General features: G+C 28.8%; 17 protein-coding genes. All 17 read left to right on the top strand.

From position 1 onward, the window contains the following. Positions 1-5: 5 nt before the first annotated feature. The 17 genes from ACTG48_RS13585 to ACTG48_RS13505 all read left to right on the top strand — a co-directional run bounded on the left by ACTG48_RS13585 (position 6) and on the right by ACTG48_RS13505 (position 18,180). On the top strand, positions 6-1,265 hold the full coding sequence (locus ACTG48_RS13585; RefSeq protein WP_479917113.1) for an MFS transporter: 1,260 nt from the start codon (positions 6-8) through the stop codon (positions 1,263-1,265). Between the two features lie 577 nt (positions 1,266-1,842). Beyond that, complete coding sequence (locus ACTG48_RS13580; protein WP_021385330.1) at positions 1,843-3,306, top strand: alanine/glycine:cation symporter family protein; 1,464 nt, start codon at positions 1,843-1,845, stop codon at positions 3,304-3,306. A gap of 258 nt (positions 3,307-3,564) precedes the next feature. Next, positions 3,565-4,704: a M20 family metallopeptidase gene (locus ACTG48_RS13575; RefSeq protein ID WP_021385322.1), complete on the top strand. Its 1,140-nt coding sequence runs from the start codon at positions 3,565-3,567 to the stop codon at positions 4,702-4,704. A gap of 24 nt (positions 4,705-4,728) precedes the next feature. Then, a complete protein-coding gene (locus ACTG48_RS13570) occupies positions 4,729-6,147 on the top strand; it encodes a YfcC family protein (RefSeq protein ID WP_021385355.1) in 1,419 nt (472 codons plus the stop codon). Between the two features lie 249 nt (positions 6,148-6,396). After that, entirely contained in the window at positions 6,397-6,792 is a 396-nt protein-coding gene (locus tag ACTG48_RS13565; RefSeq protein WP_021385331.1) for a MerR family transcriptional regulator, read from the top strand. 77 nt (positions 6,793-6,869) lie between these two features. Next, on the top strand, positions 6,870-7,424 hold the full coding sequence (locus tag ACTG48_RS13560; RefSeq protein WP_021385292.1) for a flavin reductase family protein: 555 nt from the start codon (positions 6,870-6,872) through the stop codon (positions 7,422-7,424). A gap of 2 nt (positions 7,425-7,426) precedes the next feature. Continuing rightward, positions 7,427-7,918 (top strand): flavodoxin, encoded by a 492-nt coding sequence (locus ACTG48_RS13555; RefSeq protein WP_479917112.1) that lies wholly within the window; start codon positions 7,427-7,429, stop codon positions 7,916-7,918. A gap of 171 nt (positions 7,919-8,089) precedes the next feature. Beyond that, a complete protein-coding gene (locus ACTG48_RS13550) occupies positions 8,090-9,208 on the top strand; it encodes a C45 family autoproteolytic acyltransferase/hydolase (RefSeq protein ID WP_479917111.1) in 1,119 nt (372 codons plus the stop codon). 38 nt (positions 9,209-9,246) lie between these two features. Then, positions 9,247-9,765, top strand: a complete 519-nt coding sequence (locus ACTG48_RS13545) for a cyclophilin-like fold protein (RefSeq protein WP_021385340.1) — start codon at positions 9,247-9,249, stop codon at positions 9,763-9,765. A 167-nt stretch (positions 9,766-9,932) separates the two neighbouring features. Then, positions 9,933-10,784, top strand: coding sequence for an aldo/keto reductase (locus tag ACTG48_RS13540; protein ID WP_021385299.1), 852 nt, complete (start codon positions 9,933-9,935; stop codon positions 10,782-10,784). A gap of 255 nt (positions 10,785-11,039) precedes the next feature. Next, positions 11,040-11,909 (top strand): AraC family transcriptional regulator, encoded by an 870-nt coding sequence (locus tag ACTG48_RS13535; protein WP_021385291.1) that lies wholly within the window; start codon positions 11,040-11,042, stop codon positions 11,907-11,909. 376 nt (positions 11,910-12,285) lie between these two features. After that, positions 12,286-12,831, top strand: coding sequence for a PTS glucitol/sorbitol transporter subunit IIC (srlA, locus tag ACTG48_RS13530; protein WP_021385333.1), 546 nt, complete (start codon positions 12,286-12,288; stop codon positions 12,829-12,831). Between the two features lie 12 nt (positions 12,832-12,843). Then, a complete protein-coding gene (gene srlE / locus ACTG48_RS13525) occupies positions 12,844-13,857 on the top strand; it encodes a PTS glucitol/sorbitol transporter subunit IIB (protein WP_021385303.1) in 1,014 nt (337 codons plus the stop codon). Positions 13,858-14,077: 220 nt separating this feature from the next. After that, a complete protein-coding gene (locus ACTG48_RS13520) occupies positions 14,078-16,051 on the top strand; it encodes a BglG family transcription antiterminator (protein WP_479917110.1) in 1,974 nt (657 codons plus the stop codon). 48 nt (positions 16,052-16,099) lie between these two features. Continuing rightward, a complete protein-coding gene (locus tag ACTG48_RS13515) occupies positions 16,100-16,459 on the top strand; it encodes a transcriptional regulator GutM (protein ID WP_021385328.1) in 360 nt (119 codons plus the stop codon). A 34-nt stretch (positions 16,460-16,493) separates the two neighbouring features. Continuing rightward, on the top strand, positions 16,494-16,850 hold the full coding sequence (locus tag ACTG48_RS13510; protein ID WP_021385302.1) for a PTS glucitol/sorbitol transporter subunit IIA: 357 nt from the start codon (positions 16,494-16,496) through the stop codon (positions 16,848-16,850). Positions 16,851-16,887: 37 nt separating this feature from the next. After that, the gene (locus ACTG48_RS13505; RefSeq protein WP_021385342.1) at positions 16,888-18,180 is read left to right on the top strand and encodes an NAD(P)H-dependent oxidoreductase; all 1,293 of its coding nucleotides are present in this window, start codon (positions 16,888-16,890) and stop codon (positions 18,178-18,180) included. The last annotated feature ends 249 nt before the right edge of the window (positions 18,181-18,429 follow it).

The following is an 18,429-nucleotide window of genomic DNA, read 5'->3' as shown; positions in this document are numbered from 1 at the left end:
TAAATATGGGAGAAAAAGAGAACGGTATAAAGTTTGGAAAGTTAATGTTTCAACTTGTTATTATAGCAATATCTTGGGAATTAGTTTATATTATACCATTTATCCAATATACATTATATGATCCAATCTTAAAAGCATTAGAGTGTACAAATACTCAACTAGGTTTTCTACTTACGATTTATGGATTAGGGAATATATTTGGAGCTCCTATAGGGGGTTGGTTAGCAGATAGATTTGATTATAGAAAGATAATTTTAGGTTCTATATTTCTTAATGGGTTAGTATCATTTGCATTTGCATTTAATATGAACTATCCGTTTGCAGTTGCAACTTGGGTAGGTTGTGCAATAACATCATTAGTTATGAACTATCCTTCTATGGTAAAGATACTTAGAGTTATAGGAAAAGATAATCAAGGTAAAGTTTATGGATTCAATGAAGCTATGGTTGGAGTTTCTGGAGTAGTAATGGGAGCAATATTCTTATATATTTATACATGCTTTTCAACTCCTGTATTAGGTATGAGATGGGTAATGATATCTTTAGGAATATTATCAATAGCAATGTGTCCAGTATTATGGTATGTAATTAAAGATGTAGATATTAGAGAAGATAAAGAAGAAGTAAGTGAAAAAATGTCTGCTGGTGATTTTATGACAGTACTAAAATCACCAAATACTTGGCTAGTAGGAATAAGTATATTCTGTGTATATTCATTCACAGTTACAATGTCTTATTTTACACCATATATAACATCAGTACTTGGAGGCTCTGTAGCATTATCTGGGGCATTAGCAATAATAAGACAACATGGTCTAAAATTATTTGGAGCGCCATTTGGAGGATATTGTGCAGACAAAGTGAAATCACCTACAAAAGTACTTTTACCAATATATGTATTTGGTATAGCAGTAATAGTTTTATTCCTAGTATTACCTGCATCTACTCCAATGACTATATTTATAGCTTTAACATTTGTAGTAGGTATATTAGGCTACATGGGAAAAGGTATATACTATGCAGTTCAAGATGAAGTAAAAGTTCCAGTTAAATATTCAGCAACTACTATAGGTATAGCTGCAGCTTTAGGATTTTCACCAGATGTATTCCAATTTGCATTGATAGGACACTGGATAGATACTTATGGTAATAAAGGTTACACATATACATTTATATTCCAGATAGCAATTCTAGTAATTGGTATACTATCTTGTTTATATATATTAAAAGTTAAGAAGAGAAGAGAAAGTAAGTTAGAAGCATAAGCATTGTAAGAATACCAAAATATTAATTTTTATAGCAATACTTAAAGTTTAAAGTGTAAAATATCAAAATGTTATCAAGTTTCTAGGTTTTAGTATAAAGTTACCCCTAAAGGTTTGGAATTGAGTGGCAATTATCATCTATTTACATATTTACATAAACCTATTTAATTTAAATCTTAAAAAAATTTAAAAAATAGGTGGTAATTGTACTCAATTTTATACCTCATAATAAATACGAAAATTTAAAATCTAACTATATGCTATTCAATTATATATTAATAATTGTATATTGTACTATTTATATAATAACAGTTTCAGGCTTTTCATTACATGTATTCCAATTTATATTGTTTGATTATTTGTCAAATACATATCGTTAAAAAGTTTATAAATTTATGTTTATATATCAATTAATATTCTTAATTTTAAAAATAAATATTTATAGTTTGTGGATTAAAAATAATATAAATAGAAGATAGATTTTTTAGATATATATGAGTTAAAGATTATATAAAATATTGAAACATAGCTGTTTAAATTATTGTCTATAAATATAAAATGAATGGTGGTGAGTTAAGTGACCGATTTAGTTAACACCATTAATGGAATTGTTTGGTCACCTGTATTAGTTGCAATGTGTTTGTGTATAGGATTATATTTTTCACTGAGACTAAGATTTTTTCAAATAAAAGATGTAAAAGAAATGTTTACTCTTTTACTTGAAGGAGATAGCTCTCATGTTGGAATATCCTCGTTTCAGGGTTTTGCTACATCTATGGCTGGAAGAATAGGAACTGGAAATATAGCTGGTGTAGCTGTGGCGATAGCAATGGGAGGACCGGGAGCATTAGTATGGATGTGTATAATGGCTACATTAGGATCGGCAACTGCATTTGTAGAATCCACTTTAGCTCAGATATATAAAGATGAGCATGATGGACAGTACAGAGGAGGCCCTCCATATTACTTTGAAAAAGGTCTTGGTTGGAAAAAATGTTCAATTTTATTTTCAGTAGTCGCAATAGCAAGCTATACATTTTTTATGCCTGGTACACAATCAAATACTTTATATCTAGCAATGAATCAAGCATTTGGATTTTCAAAAATGACAATAGCAGTTACATCTTCTATTGCACTAGGGATAATAATTTTCGGAGGAATTAAAAGAATTGGTTTATTTGCTGAGAAAGTAGTACCTATAATGGGTGGAGCATACCTTATTATGACATTAGTAATAATCATAGCAAATATAAATTTGGTTCCAGGAGCTATTATAACAATGTTTAAATCTGCATTTGGATTTGGTTCGGTTTTTGGAGGAATGTTAGGTTCAGCAATATCTTGGGGAGTAAAACGAGGTATATACTCAAATGAAGCAGGAGAAGGTTCTGGAACTTATGGTGCAGCAGCAGCAGAAGTAAGTCACCCAGCCAAGCAGGGACTAGTACAAGCTTTTTCTGTTTATGTAGACACATTATTAATATGTATGGCCACAGGTATTATGATTATAATAACAGGCATGTATAATGTTACAGATGTTTATACAACGTTACCAGGTGTAGAACCAGGACCACAATATGTACAGAGTGCAATAAATACATTACATCCTCAATTAGGTGATATTTTTATAGCAATAGTTTTACTACTATTTACATTTACAACATTATTAGCATTCTCATACATGATGGAGACCAATGTATCTTATTTAGTAACTAGAATTAAAGCAGAAAAGCACGAAAAGTACATAATTAATGTCTGTAGATTTATGCTTATAGTATGTGCAGCAATGTGTTGTTTTATAGAACCACTTACAAGTTGGGCACTTGGTGATATATGTATAGGTGTATTAACATATATAAACTTAGTTGGTATATTTACATTAAAAAAACCAGCTATAAAAGCATATTATGATTATCAAAGGCAGAAAAAGATGGGAATAAAAAGGAACGATAGAACTTTTAATCCTATAGAATTGGATATAAAAAATGCTGAATTTTGGGAAAATAAGTGCATAAAAGAGAATAAGAATGGGTTAAATTAAAGATAATTTATAGAGCTTTATATATATTTTATTTTAGTTTTTATAATAAACTCAAATATGAATTCAATGTTATGTATACTATAAAGTTGAATATTCATTGAGTTACTATATTTTGCAGTGATGCTATGACTATATTTTATGATAAATCTAATCATAGTGTCACTGTAAGTGATTAGATTATAGGTTCAATATAGTGAATTAAAGTTTATAATAGGATACAATAACTAACAAATAAATCTAGTGGGAGGTAAGATTGATATGAAAGAAAAAATAATACAAGTGGCGGATTTAAAGAAAGAAAAGATTTTAGGTTTATGTCAATCTCTATATGATGAGCCAGAAATTGCTTTACAAGAATATAAGTCTGCTAAAAAAATAGCTGAATTTCTAAGAGAAGAAGGTTTTGAGGTTGAAGAAAATTTGGCAGGTATGGCAACAGCTTTTAAAGCAACCAAGAAAAATGGCGATGGTCCAAGAATAGCCTTTATAGCAGAATACGATGCTCTTCCAGGTAATGGTCATGCATGTGGCCATCATTTGATAGCTTCCATGGGAGTTGGAGCTGGAATAGCTCTTGCAAGTATACTAGATACTTACAAAGGAGAGGTAAGTATAATTGGGACACCAGCTGAAGAAACTGGAGATGGAAAACCTTATTTAATAGAACATGGAGTATTTGATGGATATGATGCAGCAATGATGATACATCCAAATTCAAAAACTTGTGTAACACCAGAAATTATCGCAATAGGGGGATTAGATTTCATATTTACTGGAAAAGCATCTCATGCAGGAGCTAAGCCATATAATGGAATAAATGCTTTGGATGCAGTAGTATTATTATATAATAATGTGAATGCATTGAGACAACAATTGGTAGATGGAACTAGAATACATGGTATCATACTAGAAGCAGGAACTGCTGCAAATGTAATACCTGACATGGGGAAAGTAAGACTAGAAATACGAGCAAAAGAGCAAGACTACTTTGATGAGGTAGTTGAAAAAGTAAAAAATTGTGCTAGAGGAGCTGCAATAGCTACTGGTTGTGAACTTGAGTTTTACCATTTTGAGCCAACTTGCCAAGGCTTAAATGCAAACAAGGTTTTAACAGGTATTTTTACAAATATTATGGAGGAATTTGGTATATATGATGACGATGACCAGGTATTATTAGGTTCGACAGATATGGGAAATCTAAGTCAAATGATACCATGTATACACCCTTTAATGAAATTCTCTGAAAATTGCGAAGAGCTACATACAAAAGAATTTTTGAAAGCTTCTATGAATCCATATGCAAAAAATAGAGTGATTGATGGTATAAAGATATTGGCCTTAACAGGATTTAGATTATTTGAAAATCCAGAGTTAATTGAAAAAATGAAAGAGGAGTAGATTTTAAATAGAGGGGACTTTACTATGACTAATAAAACTGAAGGCAAAAAGAGAAAATTAACATTCCCAGATGCATATGTTTTGATGATAGGTCTTATAATATTTGCAGCCGTAATGACCTATATTGTTCCTTCTGGAACATATAATAGAGTTGAAGATTTAACTACTGGAAATATGCTTGTGCAAGCAGGAAGTTTTAAATATGGAGAACAACATCCAGTTAGTATAATGGATGTATTTAGAGCTATACCAAGTGGGCTTGGAAAAAATTCTGTTACAGTTTTCTTTGTACTTATCATTGGTGGTGCATTTGGTATAGTGAATTCTACTGGCTCACTAGATGCTTTGATTGGAAGAGTTATTTCTAAAAGTCAGGGAAGCAAAAAAGGTGAGATTATAATTACATGCTTAGTATTGACTTTTGGGTTAGCTGGTGGAGTTGTAGGTATGTATGAAGAATGTATTGCATTCTTGCCTATATTAATGACTTTATGTATCGCTTTAGGATATGATGCTTTAGTTGCTGCAGGTATTTTACTTCTAGGACTTGCATCAGGTTATGGTTCAGCTACTATTAATCCTTTTACTGTGGGATTGGCACAAGGTATTTCTGGACTGCCACTTTTTTCAGGAATGTGGTTTAGATGGATATTTTGGATTTGTACTATGATTTTACTTTCAACATATATAATTTTTTATTGTAAAAAAATAAAAAGAGACCCGAGTAAAAGTTTAGTATCAGATATTGATTATAGTAATTGGAAACTAGATGAGTCATCTGTCAAAGAAAAATTGTCTGCTGGAAATATTAGAGTATTAGTTACATTCTTTGGCGGTATACTTGCTTTGATGATATTGATTGTAAAATTTTCTTTGGGCATGTCAGATTTATCAGCTTATTTCTTTGCTTTAGGAATTTTATGTGGAGTGGTATATGGTATGAGTCCAAATAAAATTGCTTCTGGATTTGTGAAAGGTATGCAAGATATGGTTTATCCAGCTATTTTGATAGGATTTGCATCTAGTATAGTAGTTATATTAGAACAAGGAGTAATTTTAGATTCAATAGTTCATGGATTGTCGCTGGTATTAAATTATGTTCCTAGAATTTTTAGTGGTGGAGTAATGATGATTATGCAGTCTGTAATTAATTTCTTTATACCTTCAGGCACTGGTCAAGCTATGGTGACAATGCCTCTTATGGCTCCACTTGCAGATGTTATAGGCATACCTAGACAGGTTGCAGTATTAGCTTATCAAATGGGGGATGGATTTGCAAATGGGATAGTTCCAACACTTGGAGTTCTTATGGCTGGTATATCTATTGCTCATGTACCTTATACAAGATGGTTTAAATTTGCATCAAAGATAATACTTATGGAATTAGCATTAGGGTTTATATTTTTGATGATTGCAGTACAGATTAATTTAGGTCCTTTTTAAAGTGTTAAAAAATATATTTATATAATTTTAAAATAAAATATATTGGGATTAAACATAATTAAATTATAAAATTTATAATATAATAAATTACATTTAAGTATAGTCTCTAAAACAAAAGGTGAACTTTGTATAGTTCACCTTTTTGATTTACTTTTTTAATTTATAAAAAAAATTCTTAAAAAGACTTGACTTGAAGTTAACTTAAGGTTGTATATTAAAAAAAAGATAATTATAAGGAGTGTGATGCTTATGACAATTAAAGAAGCTTCAAAACGTACTGGAATATCAGTCGATAATTTGCGTTATTATGAAAGGATTGGTTTGATTCCACCTATTCCTAAAAATAAATCTGGAATTCGTGATTATGATGAACGTGCTATTCATTGGATTGAGTTTGTGATGAAGTTTAAAAAAGCAGGTGCTTCTTTAGAAGCTATTATTGAATATGTACGACTTGCATGTTCTGATGATGATACAAAGGAAGTCCGTAGAGAAATATTGGTGGAAGTAAAGGAAGATTTGACTACACAGATTAGTAAACTTCAAGAATGTTTAGATGTTGTTGAGTATAAAATTGAAAATTACTATAATCTGTGTGACCCTGTAACACAAAAAATGGTTAAGGAGTGGAAAGAAAAGCATTAATATAAAAAATAGTACTTGACCTTAAGTTGAGTTAAGGGAATACAATATAAAAAATAAAAGAAAAGAGGTAATTATATATGAAAAAAGATTTAGGTTCTGTAATAGGACTATATCCTACACCATTAGTAGTAGTTGGAGTAGTAATTAATGAAAGACCTAACTGGATGTTAGTAGGACATTTAGGTATTATTGGACATGACCATATTATGATAAGTTTAGCAAAATCACATTATACGAATAAAGGAGTTAAAGAAAGCAAAGTACTTTCTGTAAATATTGTAGATGAATATATGTTGTCAAAAGCAGATTATGTTGGTTGTGTAAGTGGAAGTAAAATTGATAAATCAAAAGTATTTGAATACGAAATAGGTAACGAAGGTGCACCACTAATAAAAGAATCAAAATTAAACATGGAATGTTATGTAGATGATATTTATGAAACAAATGGATTTGAAAATTTTATCTTAAAAATAAGTCATACATATGCAGCTGAAGAAATTTTAAATGAAGAAAGTAAAATAGATTATGATAAATTAAAACCAATTTTATTTGAAATGCCTGGATATACATATTTAAAAACAGGAAATACAGTCGCTAAATGTATGACACTTAAAAAGAATGAGGGGGAATAGATATGAGTAAAAAAAATATTGTAATATACTTTTCAATTTCATCAAACACTAAAAGAATTGCAGAGATTATTCAAAAATACACATTGGCTGATATACAAGAGATATTTACAGAAACACCATACACAAAGGATTATAACGCGCTAGTAAAACAAGCCCAACAAGAAATACAAAAAGGTATTATGCCTAGTATTAAAAAAATATCATATGATTTAAATGATTATGATACTATTTTTTTAGGGACACCAAATTGGTGGAGTACAATTGCACCACCTATAGCAACTTTACTTAACCAGAATAATTTAAGTGGAAAAAATATTATACCTTTTATTACTCATGGAGGTGGTGGAAAAGGTCATGCTGATAAAGATATAAAAAAATTATGTCCTAATTCAAAAGTTTTAGATATATTTGATATTTATGGAAATGGAGGAAATGGTGCAGAAGAAAAAATTATTTCATGGCTTAAGGGAATAAATATGTATGAGCAAAAGTAAGCTTTTAAGTTTTAACATTTAATTTATATAATAGATATTTAAATAATCCTATATAAATCTAGTACTTGTTAGACTTTTTAGAACTGTGAATTTATTATAGCAAAAAATATCATGAAAGGTTATAGCCCTAATGATAAAATCAAGTACAAGATATATATAGGAGGAAATAATATGGAAACTTTAAAAGTAAGAACTTTCGAATTATGTGGTACAAACTATGAAATAGGGTATGAGTTAGGAAAATCAATTGTAAATATACCAGAATTGATATGTGAACAGACTAATAAATCTAATGTTGTAACTAAAGAAGAAGAAAATCATATGGTGGAGTTATTTGATAAATATTGCCCAGGGCTTAATGAAGAATTACAAGGTTTTGCTGATGCTATTAAAGTAGATAGTAGTCAACTTTTATACTATACTATGACCTATCTTAGACCAGGTTGCAGTCAAGTTGCTTTAACACCAGAGCTAACTGAAAATGGGCATGTTCTCTTTGCTCGTAATTTTGACTTCTCACACCATATGGAAGATTTTGCTTTATGTAAAACTAAAGTGGTTGGGAAATATGCACACATTGGAACTACAGTCATGCAATTTGGAAGAACTGAAGGTATGAATGAATGTGGCTTGGGTGTAAGTCAAACATCTTGTGGTTACCCTGTAGGAAGCCAAGAAGGTATGAGAAAACCTAAAATTGTAGGTTTACAGTTTTGGGCTGTTATTAGATATTTATTAGAAAATTGCAAAGATGTAGAGGAGGCATTAGATTATATAGAAGATATGCCTATTGCATATAATATTAATTTATTACTTGCAGATAAGTCTGGAAATATGGCACTTTTAGAAACTCTAGATGGGAAAAAAGAGGTAAAGAGAATAAATGAATTGAAAAATGAGAGAGAATATTTTCTCCACTCTACAAACCATATCCATATTGATAAACTTCATAAATTAGAACCAAAGTCAATGAATAATTCGATTTATAGATATAATTTAATTAAAGAATATGTAGATAATTCTAAAAAAATTAGTGAGAAGGATTTAATGGATTTCTTATCTTCAAAATATCCATATGGTTTATCTTGTAATTACTATAATGATTTTTTTGGAACTTTAAAAAGTATAGTTATGGACTTAAATACAGGAAAGTTTAATATACTATGGGGTGGATTAGAAAGTAATATATGGAATGCCTACTATTTAAAGGACGAAATTAAAGCTACAACACAGATAATAAATATAAATATTGAAAAAGCACCATCTGATTTTTTTGAGTTGATTGAATAAAAAGCACATTTGATACACTGAAAGAGAGGGTAAATAATATGAAGAAGCTGATTTTATGTGTTTGTATATTATGTTTTATTGTATCAGGTTATAATTATATCAAAATTACAAATACAGAAAAAGAAGCACAAGCTAAGCTACATAAAGAAAACGTAGATACAAAACAATCAGAAGAAATGACAAATATTGAGGATATTAATAAGGATAATAAAATGAAAATTCAGGTATCAGGAAATGGAAATACGATTGTATATGAATTGAATGATTCACAGGCAGCAAAGGATTTATATGCACAACTTCCCTTGACAATGGAAGTAGAAAATTTTAGTACTAATGAGAAAGTATTTTATCCACCTAAAAAGTTAAATACTACAGATACACCTATGGCAAATGCTGATAAAGGGACATTAGCTTATTATTCTCCATGGGATGATGTTGTAATGTTTTATGACTATTCTGGAAGTGGCAGTAATCTTTATGAATTAGGGGTTGCTATATCAGGTGAAGATTATATTGATACACTTTCTAAAACAATCAAGATTACAGTACAAGAATAAATTAGAATATGATGAGGTTTGATAATAAAACTTATGATTATAGATAAGTTTTATATGTAATATAGGATTCATAAAGAATAGATTATATATCCTAGTAGATATAATTAAAATCTCTAATATTTATACAACAATATATTTAGCTTAAAATTAAAAATAGGAGGTACTCTATGGAAAGAATTAGATTGAATAATAATTTGGAAATGCCATTGTTAGGTTTTGGTGTATTTCAGGTAACTGATTATGAAGAGTGTAAAGAAAGTGTTTTAAATGCGTTGCGTACAGGGTATCGTCTAATTGATACAGCTGCTTGTTATGGAAATGAGAAAGCAGTGGGTGATGCAATTCGTGAAAGTGGTATTTCAAGAGAAGAGGTGTTTATTTGTTCGAAGGTATGGATTCAGGATGCTGGTTACGAAACAACCAAAATATCTTTTGAAAAGACACTATCTAATTTACAAATGGACTATATAGACTTATATCTTATTCATATGCCATATGGGGATTATCATGGAAGCTGGAAGGCAATGGAGGAACTTTACCGTATGGGAAAAATCAAATCAATTGGTGTGTGCAATTTTCTACCTGATCGTTTGGTGGATTTGATTTTAAGCCATGATATTACCCCATCAGTCAATCAGATTGAACTTCATCCATTCTGTCAGCAGAAAAAATTACGTAATATTATGGAGAAATATGATATTAAACCTATGGCATGGGCACCATTTGCAGAAGGACAAAAAAATATTTTTCAAAATAGTTTGTTGGCAGAGGTTGGAGCCTCTTATAGGAAAACACCTGCTCAAGTTATTTTAAAATGGCTTAATCAAAGTAGTATAATAGCAATTCCAAAGTCTGTTCATTTGGAAAGAATACAGGAAAATTATCAGATTGATGACTTTTACCTTTCTAATGAAGATATGGAGAAAGTTTCTAATATGGATTTGGGAGATAGCCTTATTCTTGATATTTCCAATTTAAATGAAGTCTATCGTTTGCATAGAATACGATTTGAACAATAATATTTTCATAAGAGAAAAAGGCATTTTATATGAATGAGCACTATGCTTTTCTATAGATACTTTGTTTTAAGGATAGTCAAATGTTTAGTTCTTTTTTATTTAACTCTATAAACAATTTAAAAATTGTAAAATAATAAAAAGTATATAGCAATGTATTGAATTATTTATTATACTTTAGTATATTAAGAAAATAGTATTAATTTAGATATGTATACTTAAAATTTATAAGAACATTTAATTGAGGTAGGTGTCATATTGGATTACTTAAAATATTTTGAAAAAGCTGTAATATATATTGAGAATAATTTAAAAGAAAATATAACTGTAAATGATGTGGCAAAAGAATCTGGATATTCATATTATCATTTGACACGCCTATTCAAGTCTATGTTTGGTGAGAGTGTAGGAAGTTATATAAAAAAAAGAAGATTGGTCAATAGCACAAAAGAACTTTTATATAGTGATAAAAAGGTGATAGATATAGCTATTGAGTGTGGTTTTGAATCTTCAGAAGCATTTAGTAGGGCATTTAAATCTATATATAAAGTTAGCCCTATTGAATATAGAAAAAACAGAATAGATGTATTTGTTGGAAAAAAGAAAAAATTAGAATTAGATTTTATGAGACATCTTGTTGGAAATATAACAATTAAGCCAACGATAAAAGAAATAGATGAAATAAAGATAATTGGCATAAGAGATAATGTGATATTAGAAGATAATTCATTACCTCACTTATGGGAAAAGTTCAGAAAAGTGCATCATATTGTTCCAAATACTCTACAATCAAAGAGAGCTTTTGGAATTTGTGAAGCAACATCTAAAATACATCTAGTTAGTGAAAAAATGGAGTTTAATGAAACAATAGGGTTTGAAGTTAGTAGTTATGAGTATATTCCAGACTCCTTTGTCTCAAAAACTATTAAAGGAGGAAAGTATGCTGTATTTACTCATATTGGTAGCTTAGAAAGTTTAGACAAAACTTATGAATATATATGGGGTACTTGGTTTTTAAGTTCAAAAGAAAAACTTGATATAAGAGATGATTTTGAAGTATATGATGAAAGATTTTTAGGTCCTAATAATGTAGATTCGCAAATTGATATTTATATACCTATAAAATAATCTATGATAAAATTAAAAAAGAATTTTATTAAAGAATAGATGCTCATAATAAGGCATCTATTTTTTTTATTTTTATAAGACTTAGATAATATTAATTAAAATAAATAAAAATAAGGTCTTAAATTTTTAAGCAAAATTTAAAATATAGTCGAAATAAGATTCGTATATTTCTGAAAATTCTAATTAGTACAATTTTTTCCTTCATAAAGTTGAAAAAAGATGTATTTATTTATCAAAAATATTATATTAAAATGATATTAATATAAAAAACATTTATAATAATATCATATAGTACAGAAAAAAGAAGTAATTTGTAAAATTAAGAGTGAGTAATAAAATTAAAAATTTAAAGATATTATAGGGAGGTTATAATTTTATGGAAAACGTTATTACAGGTCTAAGTAAAGGTGCAGAATGGTTTATTGGTTTGTTTCAGAAGGGAGGAGAACAGTTTATAGGTCTTGTTTCAGGAACTCTTCCAACACTAATTGTATTAATGGTAGCCATTAACTCTTTGATTAAAATCATTGGTGAGGAAAGAGTTAATAATTGGGCTTCTAAACTTGGAAGGAATTCTTTTACAAGATATATTCTACTTCCATTAGTATCAGTCTTTTTCTTGGGAAATCCTATGTGTTATACATTTGGTAGATTTTTAAAAGAAGAACATAAAGCAGGATTTTATGATGCAGCAGTTTCATTTGTACATCCAATTACAGGACTTTTTCCACATGCAAATGCAGGAGAACTTTTTGTATGGTTAGGAATATCAGCAGGGTTGACTACTTTAGGTAAAGAGACTACTACATTAGCATTATGGTATTTTATAGTTGGTTTAATCGTAATTTTTATAAGAGGTATAATAACAGAAAAAATGTATGCTTTTTTAACAAGAAAAAATAAAGTGGCAAATAAAGCTTAGGAGGTAGTTAATATGGATGAAAATAAGATACTAAAAATAGAAAAAGGAACTTCTGGTTGGGGAGGTCCTTTATATATAAAAAAAGAAGGAAATAGAAATAAGATATTATCAATGACTGCTGGTGGTATTCATGAAGTAACATTAAAAATAAAAGAACTACTGGGTTGTGAGATTGTAGATGGATTTAAAACTGGTGTTTCTGATGAAGAAGTAGCAGTAGTTATTATTGATTGTGGTGGAACTGCTAGATGTGGAGTTTATCCAAAGAAAAAAATTCCAACAATTAATGTAAATCCAGTTGGAAAAACAGGTCCTTTAGCAAAATTTATAACAGAGGAATATTATGTATCAGATGTTAGCCCTAATTGTATAAGTGTTTTAGATGGAGAAGAAATGCCACAAAAATCTCAAGAGAATAAAAGTGAAAATAAGAGTTCTATTAGAAAGCCTGACAATTATGATGAAGTAAAATCAAAAGCACAGGGCGAATATGCTAAAAAGAATATAATACTTTCTATTGGGCAAGGAGCAGGACAAGTAGTATCAAAATTTTATGATGCAGGACGAGATACTATCCAAATGGTAATGAATAATGTAATACCATTTATGGCATTTGTAAGTATGCTTATGGGAATTATTTTAGCATCTGGGTTGGGAGATTGGATTGCAAAAGTAATATCTCCACTTGCTGGTAATATTGGTGGATTATTGATTATATCAATAATTTGTACACTTCCATTTTTATCACCAATATTAGGACCTGGTGCAGTTATAGCCCAAGTAGTAGGAACTCTTGTAGGTACACAAATTGGTCTTGGTGCAATACCAGCATATTTAGCACTTCCTGCTTTATTTGCAATAAATGGACAAGCTGGATGTGATTTTGTCCCAGTAGGACTAAGTTTGGGAGAAGCAGAACCAGAAACCGTGGAATATGGTGTTCCAGCTCTATTTTATTCTCGTTTAATAACTGGACCAATATCTGTTATTATTGCATATGGTATTGCAGTATTTGCTTTAAGATAATGTTTAATGTCAATATTAGGTTTAAATTTGATTAATAAAATTTAGAATATAAATTTAAGCTAGTCAAGAGTTTTGTTAATGAGAGACTAGCTTTTATACTATTAATTAACTGTAATTACCGATTTAGATTAATACTAAATTTTCCTCTATTAAAGTGAAATTTTATGTATTAATTTGGTTTCAAGTTTGTACTAGAATGAACTCAAGGAGGAGATACAAAATGAATGTAACTGAGAAAATTCCTTCTATTGACCGTAAGATATTTAAAATATTGATTATATGTAGTAAAAAAGAGTTTGTAAGCATCAATTCAATAGCAAATGAACTGAATGTTACAACTAGAAGTGTAAGAACTTATATAAAACAATTGAATAAAGATTTAGGTAGTGATATAGCAGTAATCAAATACATAAAAGGTCAAGGATATAAACTGGAAATAAAAGATGAGAAAGTACTTAATAAGATTATTGATATGAATAGAAAAAATGTATTCTCATTAAACTCAAAGGAAGATAGAGTAGAATTTATACTAAATTATTTGATAGAACTAGATGGATTTATTACACTTGATAGTTTAGCAGATGAGATGTGTGTAGGAAGAACTACTCTAGTAAATGATTTCCAGTATGTAGAAAAAGTTCTAGCTTCGTATAATTTAAACTTAATAAAAAAACAGAATACAGGGATGAAATTACATGGAAATGAACTTGATATTAGATTGCTTATATTAAATCAGTTGTATAAAAACTCAAGAAAAGATTTAAATAATTCGAAATATTTTAAAGACATTAAAAAAGAAGAACTCTCAAGTTTGGAAGAAGAATTATTGTTTTTATTCAAAAATAACAATTTTTATGTTACAGATGAGATGCTAAGAGAGGTTCTTAACTATATAGTAGTTTTAATTTATAGAGCAAAAGAAAAGAAGAAAGTGAAAGAGTATAATGTAAAGTTTGATTTGCTTAAATCATATGATGAATACCTTATTGCTAGGGAAATAAAGCATATATTATCAAAAAGATTTGAATGTATTTTGAATGATGAGGAAATTATTTATTTGACTATACCATTAGTAAGTGGAAATGCACCAGCATCAGAATGTGCTTTAAATAGTAGTAGAATTAATAAAAATATTGATGAGTTGATGGAAAATATATTTAAGCAGATATATATTGATATGGGTATTTTGATAAATGAGGATGAATTAAGAATAGGGCTAGGATACCATCTTAGTTTTACTCTAAATAGGCTATTATTTAATATAAAGTTAAAAAATGTCCTACTAGAAGAGATTAAACAGAACTATATACTTCCTTTTAAATTAGCGCAAATAGCAGGGAGAGTAATAGAGAAGAAGTATAATTTAGAAGTCTCAGAAGATGAGATTGGATACATAGCAATTCATTTCAGTGGATACTTAGAAAGAAATAGCAGTAGATTCTATTCAATAAAGAAAATAGCAATTATATGTGGTACAGGTCTAGGAACTGCGAAATTACTAAAAATAAGAGTTGAAAAATTAATAGGTAACAATCCTCAAATTGATACTCTTTCAAGTTTTAATTTGAGAAATATTAACTTAAATGAATACGATATAGTTTTTACAACTATTGATTTAGACACATCAAATATAGGAACCATAGTATTAAAAATAAATACAATATTTGATGAAAATAAGCTAAGAGAACAGTTAAAGACAGTGTTGTGTTTAAGAGAAGGAAATATTGATACTACTAATTCTACAAATTTATTAATAAATAATTTGTTGGATGAAGATAAATTTATGATATTGAATGAAAAGACTATACTTGGGTCTTTAGAAAAAATGATGGATAAGCTTATGGATTTGGGATGTATTGATGATAAGTTTAGAAAAAACATAATTAATAGAGAAGAAAAGTCTCCTACAGTTTTTGATAAAGGTCTATTATTCCCACATTCTGTAAATGAAAAATCAGATAAATTTTTAATGGCAATTGGAATTTTAGAAGAACCAATAGAATATGCAAATAGAAGTATAAAAATAATACTCATGACAATGTTTCCATGTGAGAACCAAATGGATTCAGATTTATTAGTAAAAATTTATGAAGAAGTTTTAAAGATAGGACAAGATGTAAAATTAACAAATAAGATAAGTAAATGTAGAAGTTTTTTAGAGTTTAAAAAAGTGTTACTTAAGAATCTTATGTAGCTATAGTATAGAATAAAAAAATAATGTGTTTGTGGAAGGTGTATAAATATGAAACTACTTGTAATTTTATTTGTTGTTTATGTTCTAAATACTATATTTATAATGAAACAGAATAAATTATATTTTAAAACTTTAAATAGAGCTAAAAAAAAGGGTGATATAGTATCTACAGGAAAAAAGAAAAGTTATTTTTCTAAAGGAAGTATAGCAATTATATCTTCAGATTCAGATGGATTTATAAAGTTTGGAGAAATTCTAAAAGGGCGTACAGTGATGGCTAAGTTTAAAGAGATTGAAGAAATAGAAGGTCTAGATATATATAGTGCAGAGCAAAAATTTAAAGATGAAGAAAGTATTGTACAAGCCATAAAATTTATAAAAGAAAAAATAAATGTTTCTTTTAATTAACTTAATATAAATATAAATTATCAGGAGGAATGTCATGAAATATGAAGTTAAGATAAGTGGAATAGGCAGTTTAGTTAAAGAATTAATGGATGAAAGCAATTGTCTTATCATATATGATGAAACCATCAATGATGAGGACTTAAAGGATATATCTGTAATTCATTCAATATCGACATTAAAAAGTAATGTTGAAATAGGAGATACACTTACAATAGGAAATAGAGATTATTGTATAGTTTCAGTTGGTGATATTGCTCAAAAGACTCTTAGAGAAATTGGTCACTGTACAATCAAATTTGATGGAGAATGTGAAGTAAACTTACCAGGAGAAATACATGTAGAAATAGGAAATCCAAATATAACTATTGGAGATTTAATAACTATTTCTTAATTTGAAAAATAAAATTATTATAACAGGAGGAATTGATATGTTAGATTTAAACAGAAAACTTGCAAAATTGGAAGAAGAAGGTAAAAAAATAAAAGTAGCTCTTATAGGTGCTGGTCATATGGGTAATGGAATGGTAAGCCAAATGGCAAATATGAAAGGTATTGAGGCTTCTATCGTTGTAGATATAAATTTAGAATTAGCTCATAAAGCATTTACTGATGCAGGCATAGATGAAGAAGTTATAGATAATGTAACGAATGAAAATGATGCAGAATTAAAATTACAAGAAGGAAAAGTATTAACTTGTAATGATTTTCTTGTAGCTTGTAAGACTAAGTCAATAGATGTAGTTATAGATGCAACTGGAGGTATTGCAATTGGAGCAGAAATAGCATTAAATGCTATCTTAAATAAAAAGCACATAGTAATGTTGAATGCTGAAACTGATTGTGTTGTTGGACCAATACTTAAAAAATTAGCAGATGATGCTGGAGTAATATTTACAGGTTCTGCAGGGGATGAGCCAGGAGCAGTAATGGGATTGTTTGATTTTGCAGATGCAATGGGATTTGAAGTTAGAGTGATAGGAAAAGGTAAAAATAATAAATTAGATTTAGATTGTAATCCTGATACTGTTAGAGAGGAAGCAGAAAGAAAAGGAGCTTCACCTCATATGATAGCTTCTTTTAAAGAAGGAACTAAGACAATGGTAGAAATGGCCCTAATGTGTAATGCAACTGGATTTGTGCCTGATGTAAGAGGTGGTCATGGTATTGAGGCTACAGTAAATGAAGTACCTAAAAAATATGCATTAAAGAGCGAAGGTGGAGTATTAGATAATTATGGTGTAGTTGATTTTGTAAATGGTATAGCACCTGGAGTTTTCGTTGTAGTTGCTCATAAATTAAAAGCTGTTAATGATGAATTAAAGTATTTAAGCATGGGTGATGGACCTAATTACATATTATATAGACCATATCATTTATGTAGCTTAGAGACTCCTTTATCAGCAGCTATGGCAGTTTTAGAGCATAAGGCTACAATAGTACCTAAAAATGGACTAGTTGCAGAAGTTATGACTATAGCTAAGAAAGACTTGAAAAAAGGTGAGTATATGGATGGATATGGTGCATATACATGTTATGGTACTATAGAAAAATACGATGTTGCAAAAGCTATGAATGCTGTTCCTATTGGATTAGTTAGCAAAAAGACTAAAGTAGTTAAAGATATTAAAAAAGGTGAAGTTATAACTTATGATATGGTGGAGATAGAAAAAGATACTACTTTATATCATTTAAGACAATTACAAGAAAAAATATTTGGGTAAGATTTGATGATAATATAATATAGATAGTGCTTAAAAGGGTTGATGGTTATTTTTAAATCAGCCCTTTTAAAATTATATATTTTTGTTAAGATATTTTGTATAGAGGTATATTATAGGTCATTTATAATTAAAAATTTTAATAGTGTATTTAATTTAAATTAATTCTGCAACTTTATATTCATATTTAAAATAATATAATTAAAAATTTTAATATAAAATGAATTAAAATGACCCATTATGTATTATAAT

Source organism: Clostridioides sp. LIBA-6822 (assembly GCF_056688955.1).
Note: the sequence above shows the minus strand (reverse complement) of the source record. Positions and strands in the feature narration are given on the sequence as shown.

Coding starts and splice junctions, on each gene's coding strand:
- ACTG48_RS13585 (WP_479917113.1), top strand. CDS start 6: ATGGGAGAAAAAGAGAACGGTATAAAGTTTGGAAAGTTAATGTTTCAA.
- ACTG48_RS13575 (WP_021385322.1), top strand. CDS start 3,565: ATGAAAGAAAAAATAATACAAGTGGCGGATTTAAAGAAAGAAAAGATT.
- ACTG48_RS13570 (WP_021385355.1), top strand. CDS start 4,729: ATGACTAATAAAACTGAAGGCAAAAAGAGAAAATTAACATTCCCAGAT.
- ACTG48_RS13565 (WP_021385331.1), top strand. CDS start 6,397: ATGACAATTAAAGAAGCTTCAAAACGTACTGGAATATCAGTCGATAAT.
- ACTG48_RS13560 (WP_021385292.1), top strand. CDS start 6,870: ATGAAAAAAGATTTAGGTTCTGTAATAGGACTATATCCTACACCATTA.
- ACTG48_RS13555 (WP_479917112.1), top strand. CDS start 7,427: ATGAGTAAAAAAAATATTGTAATATACTTTTCAATTTCATCAAACACT.
- ACTG48_RS13550 (WP_479917111.1), top strand. CDS start 8,090: ATGGAAACTTTAAAAGTAAGAACTTTCGAATTATGTGGTACAAACTAT.
- ACTG48_RS13545 (WP_021385340.1), top strand. CDS start 9,247: ATGAAGAAGCTGATTTTATGTGTTTGTATATTATGTTTTATTGTATCA.
- ACTG48_RS13540 (WP_021385299.1), top strand. CDS start 9,933: ATGGAAAGAATTAGATTGAATAATAATTTGGAAATGCCATTGTTAGGT.
- srlA (WP_021385333.1), top strand. CDS start 12,286: ATGGAAAACGTTATTACAGGTCTAAGTAAAGGTGCAGAATGGTTTATT.
- srlE (WP_021385303.1), top strand. CDS start 12,844: ATGGATGAAAATAAGATACTAAAAATAGAAAAAGGAACTTCTGGTTGG.
- ACTG48_RS13520 (WP_479917110.1), top strand. CDS start 14,078: ATGAATGTAACTGAGAAAATTCCTTCTATTGACCGTAAGATATTTAAA.
- ACTG48_RS13515 (WP_021385328.1), top strand. CDS start 16,100: ATGAAACTACTTGTAATTTTATTTGTTGTTTATGTTCTAAATACTATA.
- ACTG48_RS13510 (WP_021385302.1), top strand. CDS start 16,494: ATGAAATATGAAGTTAAGATAAGTGGAATAGGCAGTTTAGTTAAAGAA.
- ACTG48_RS13505 (WP_021385342.1), top strand. CDS start 16,888: ATGTTAGATTTAAACAGAAAACTTGCAAAATTGGAAGAAGAAGGTAAA.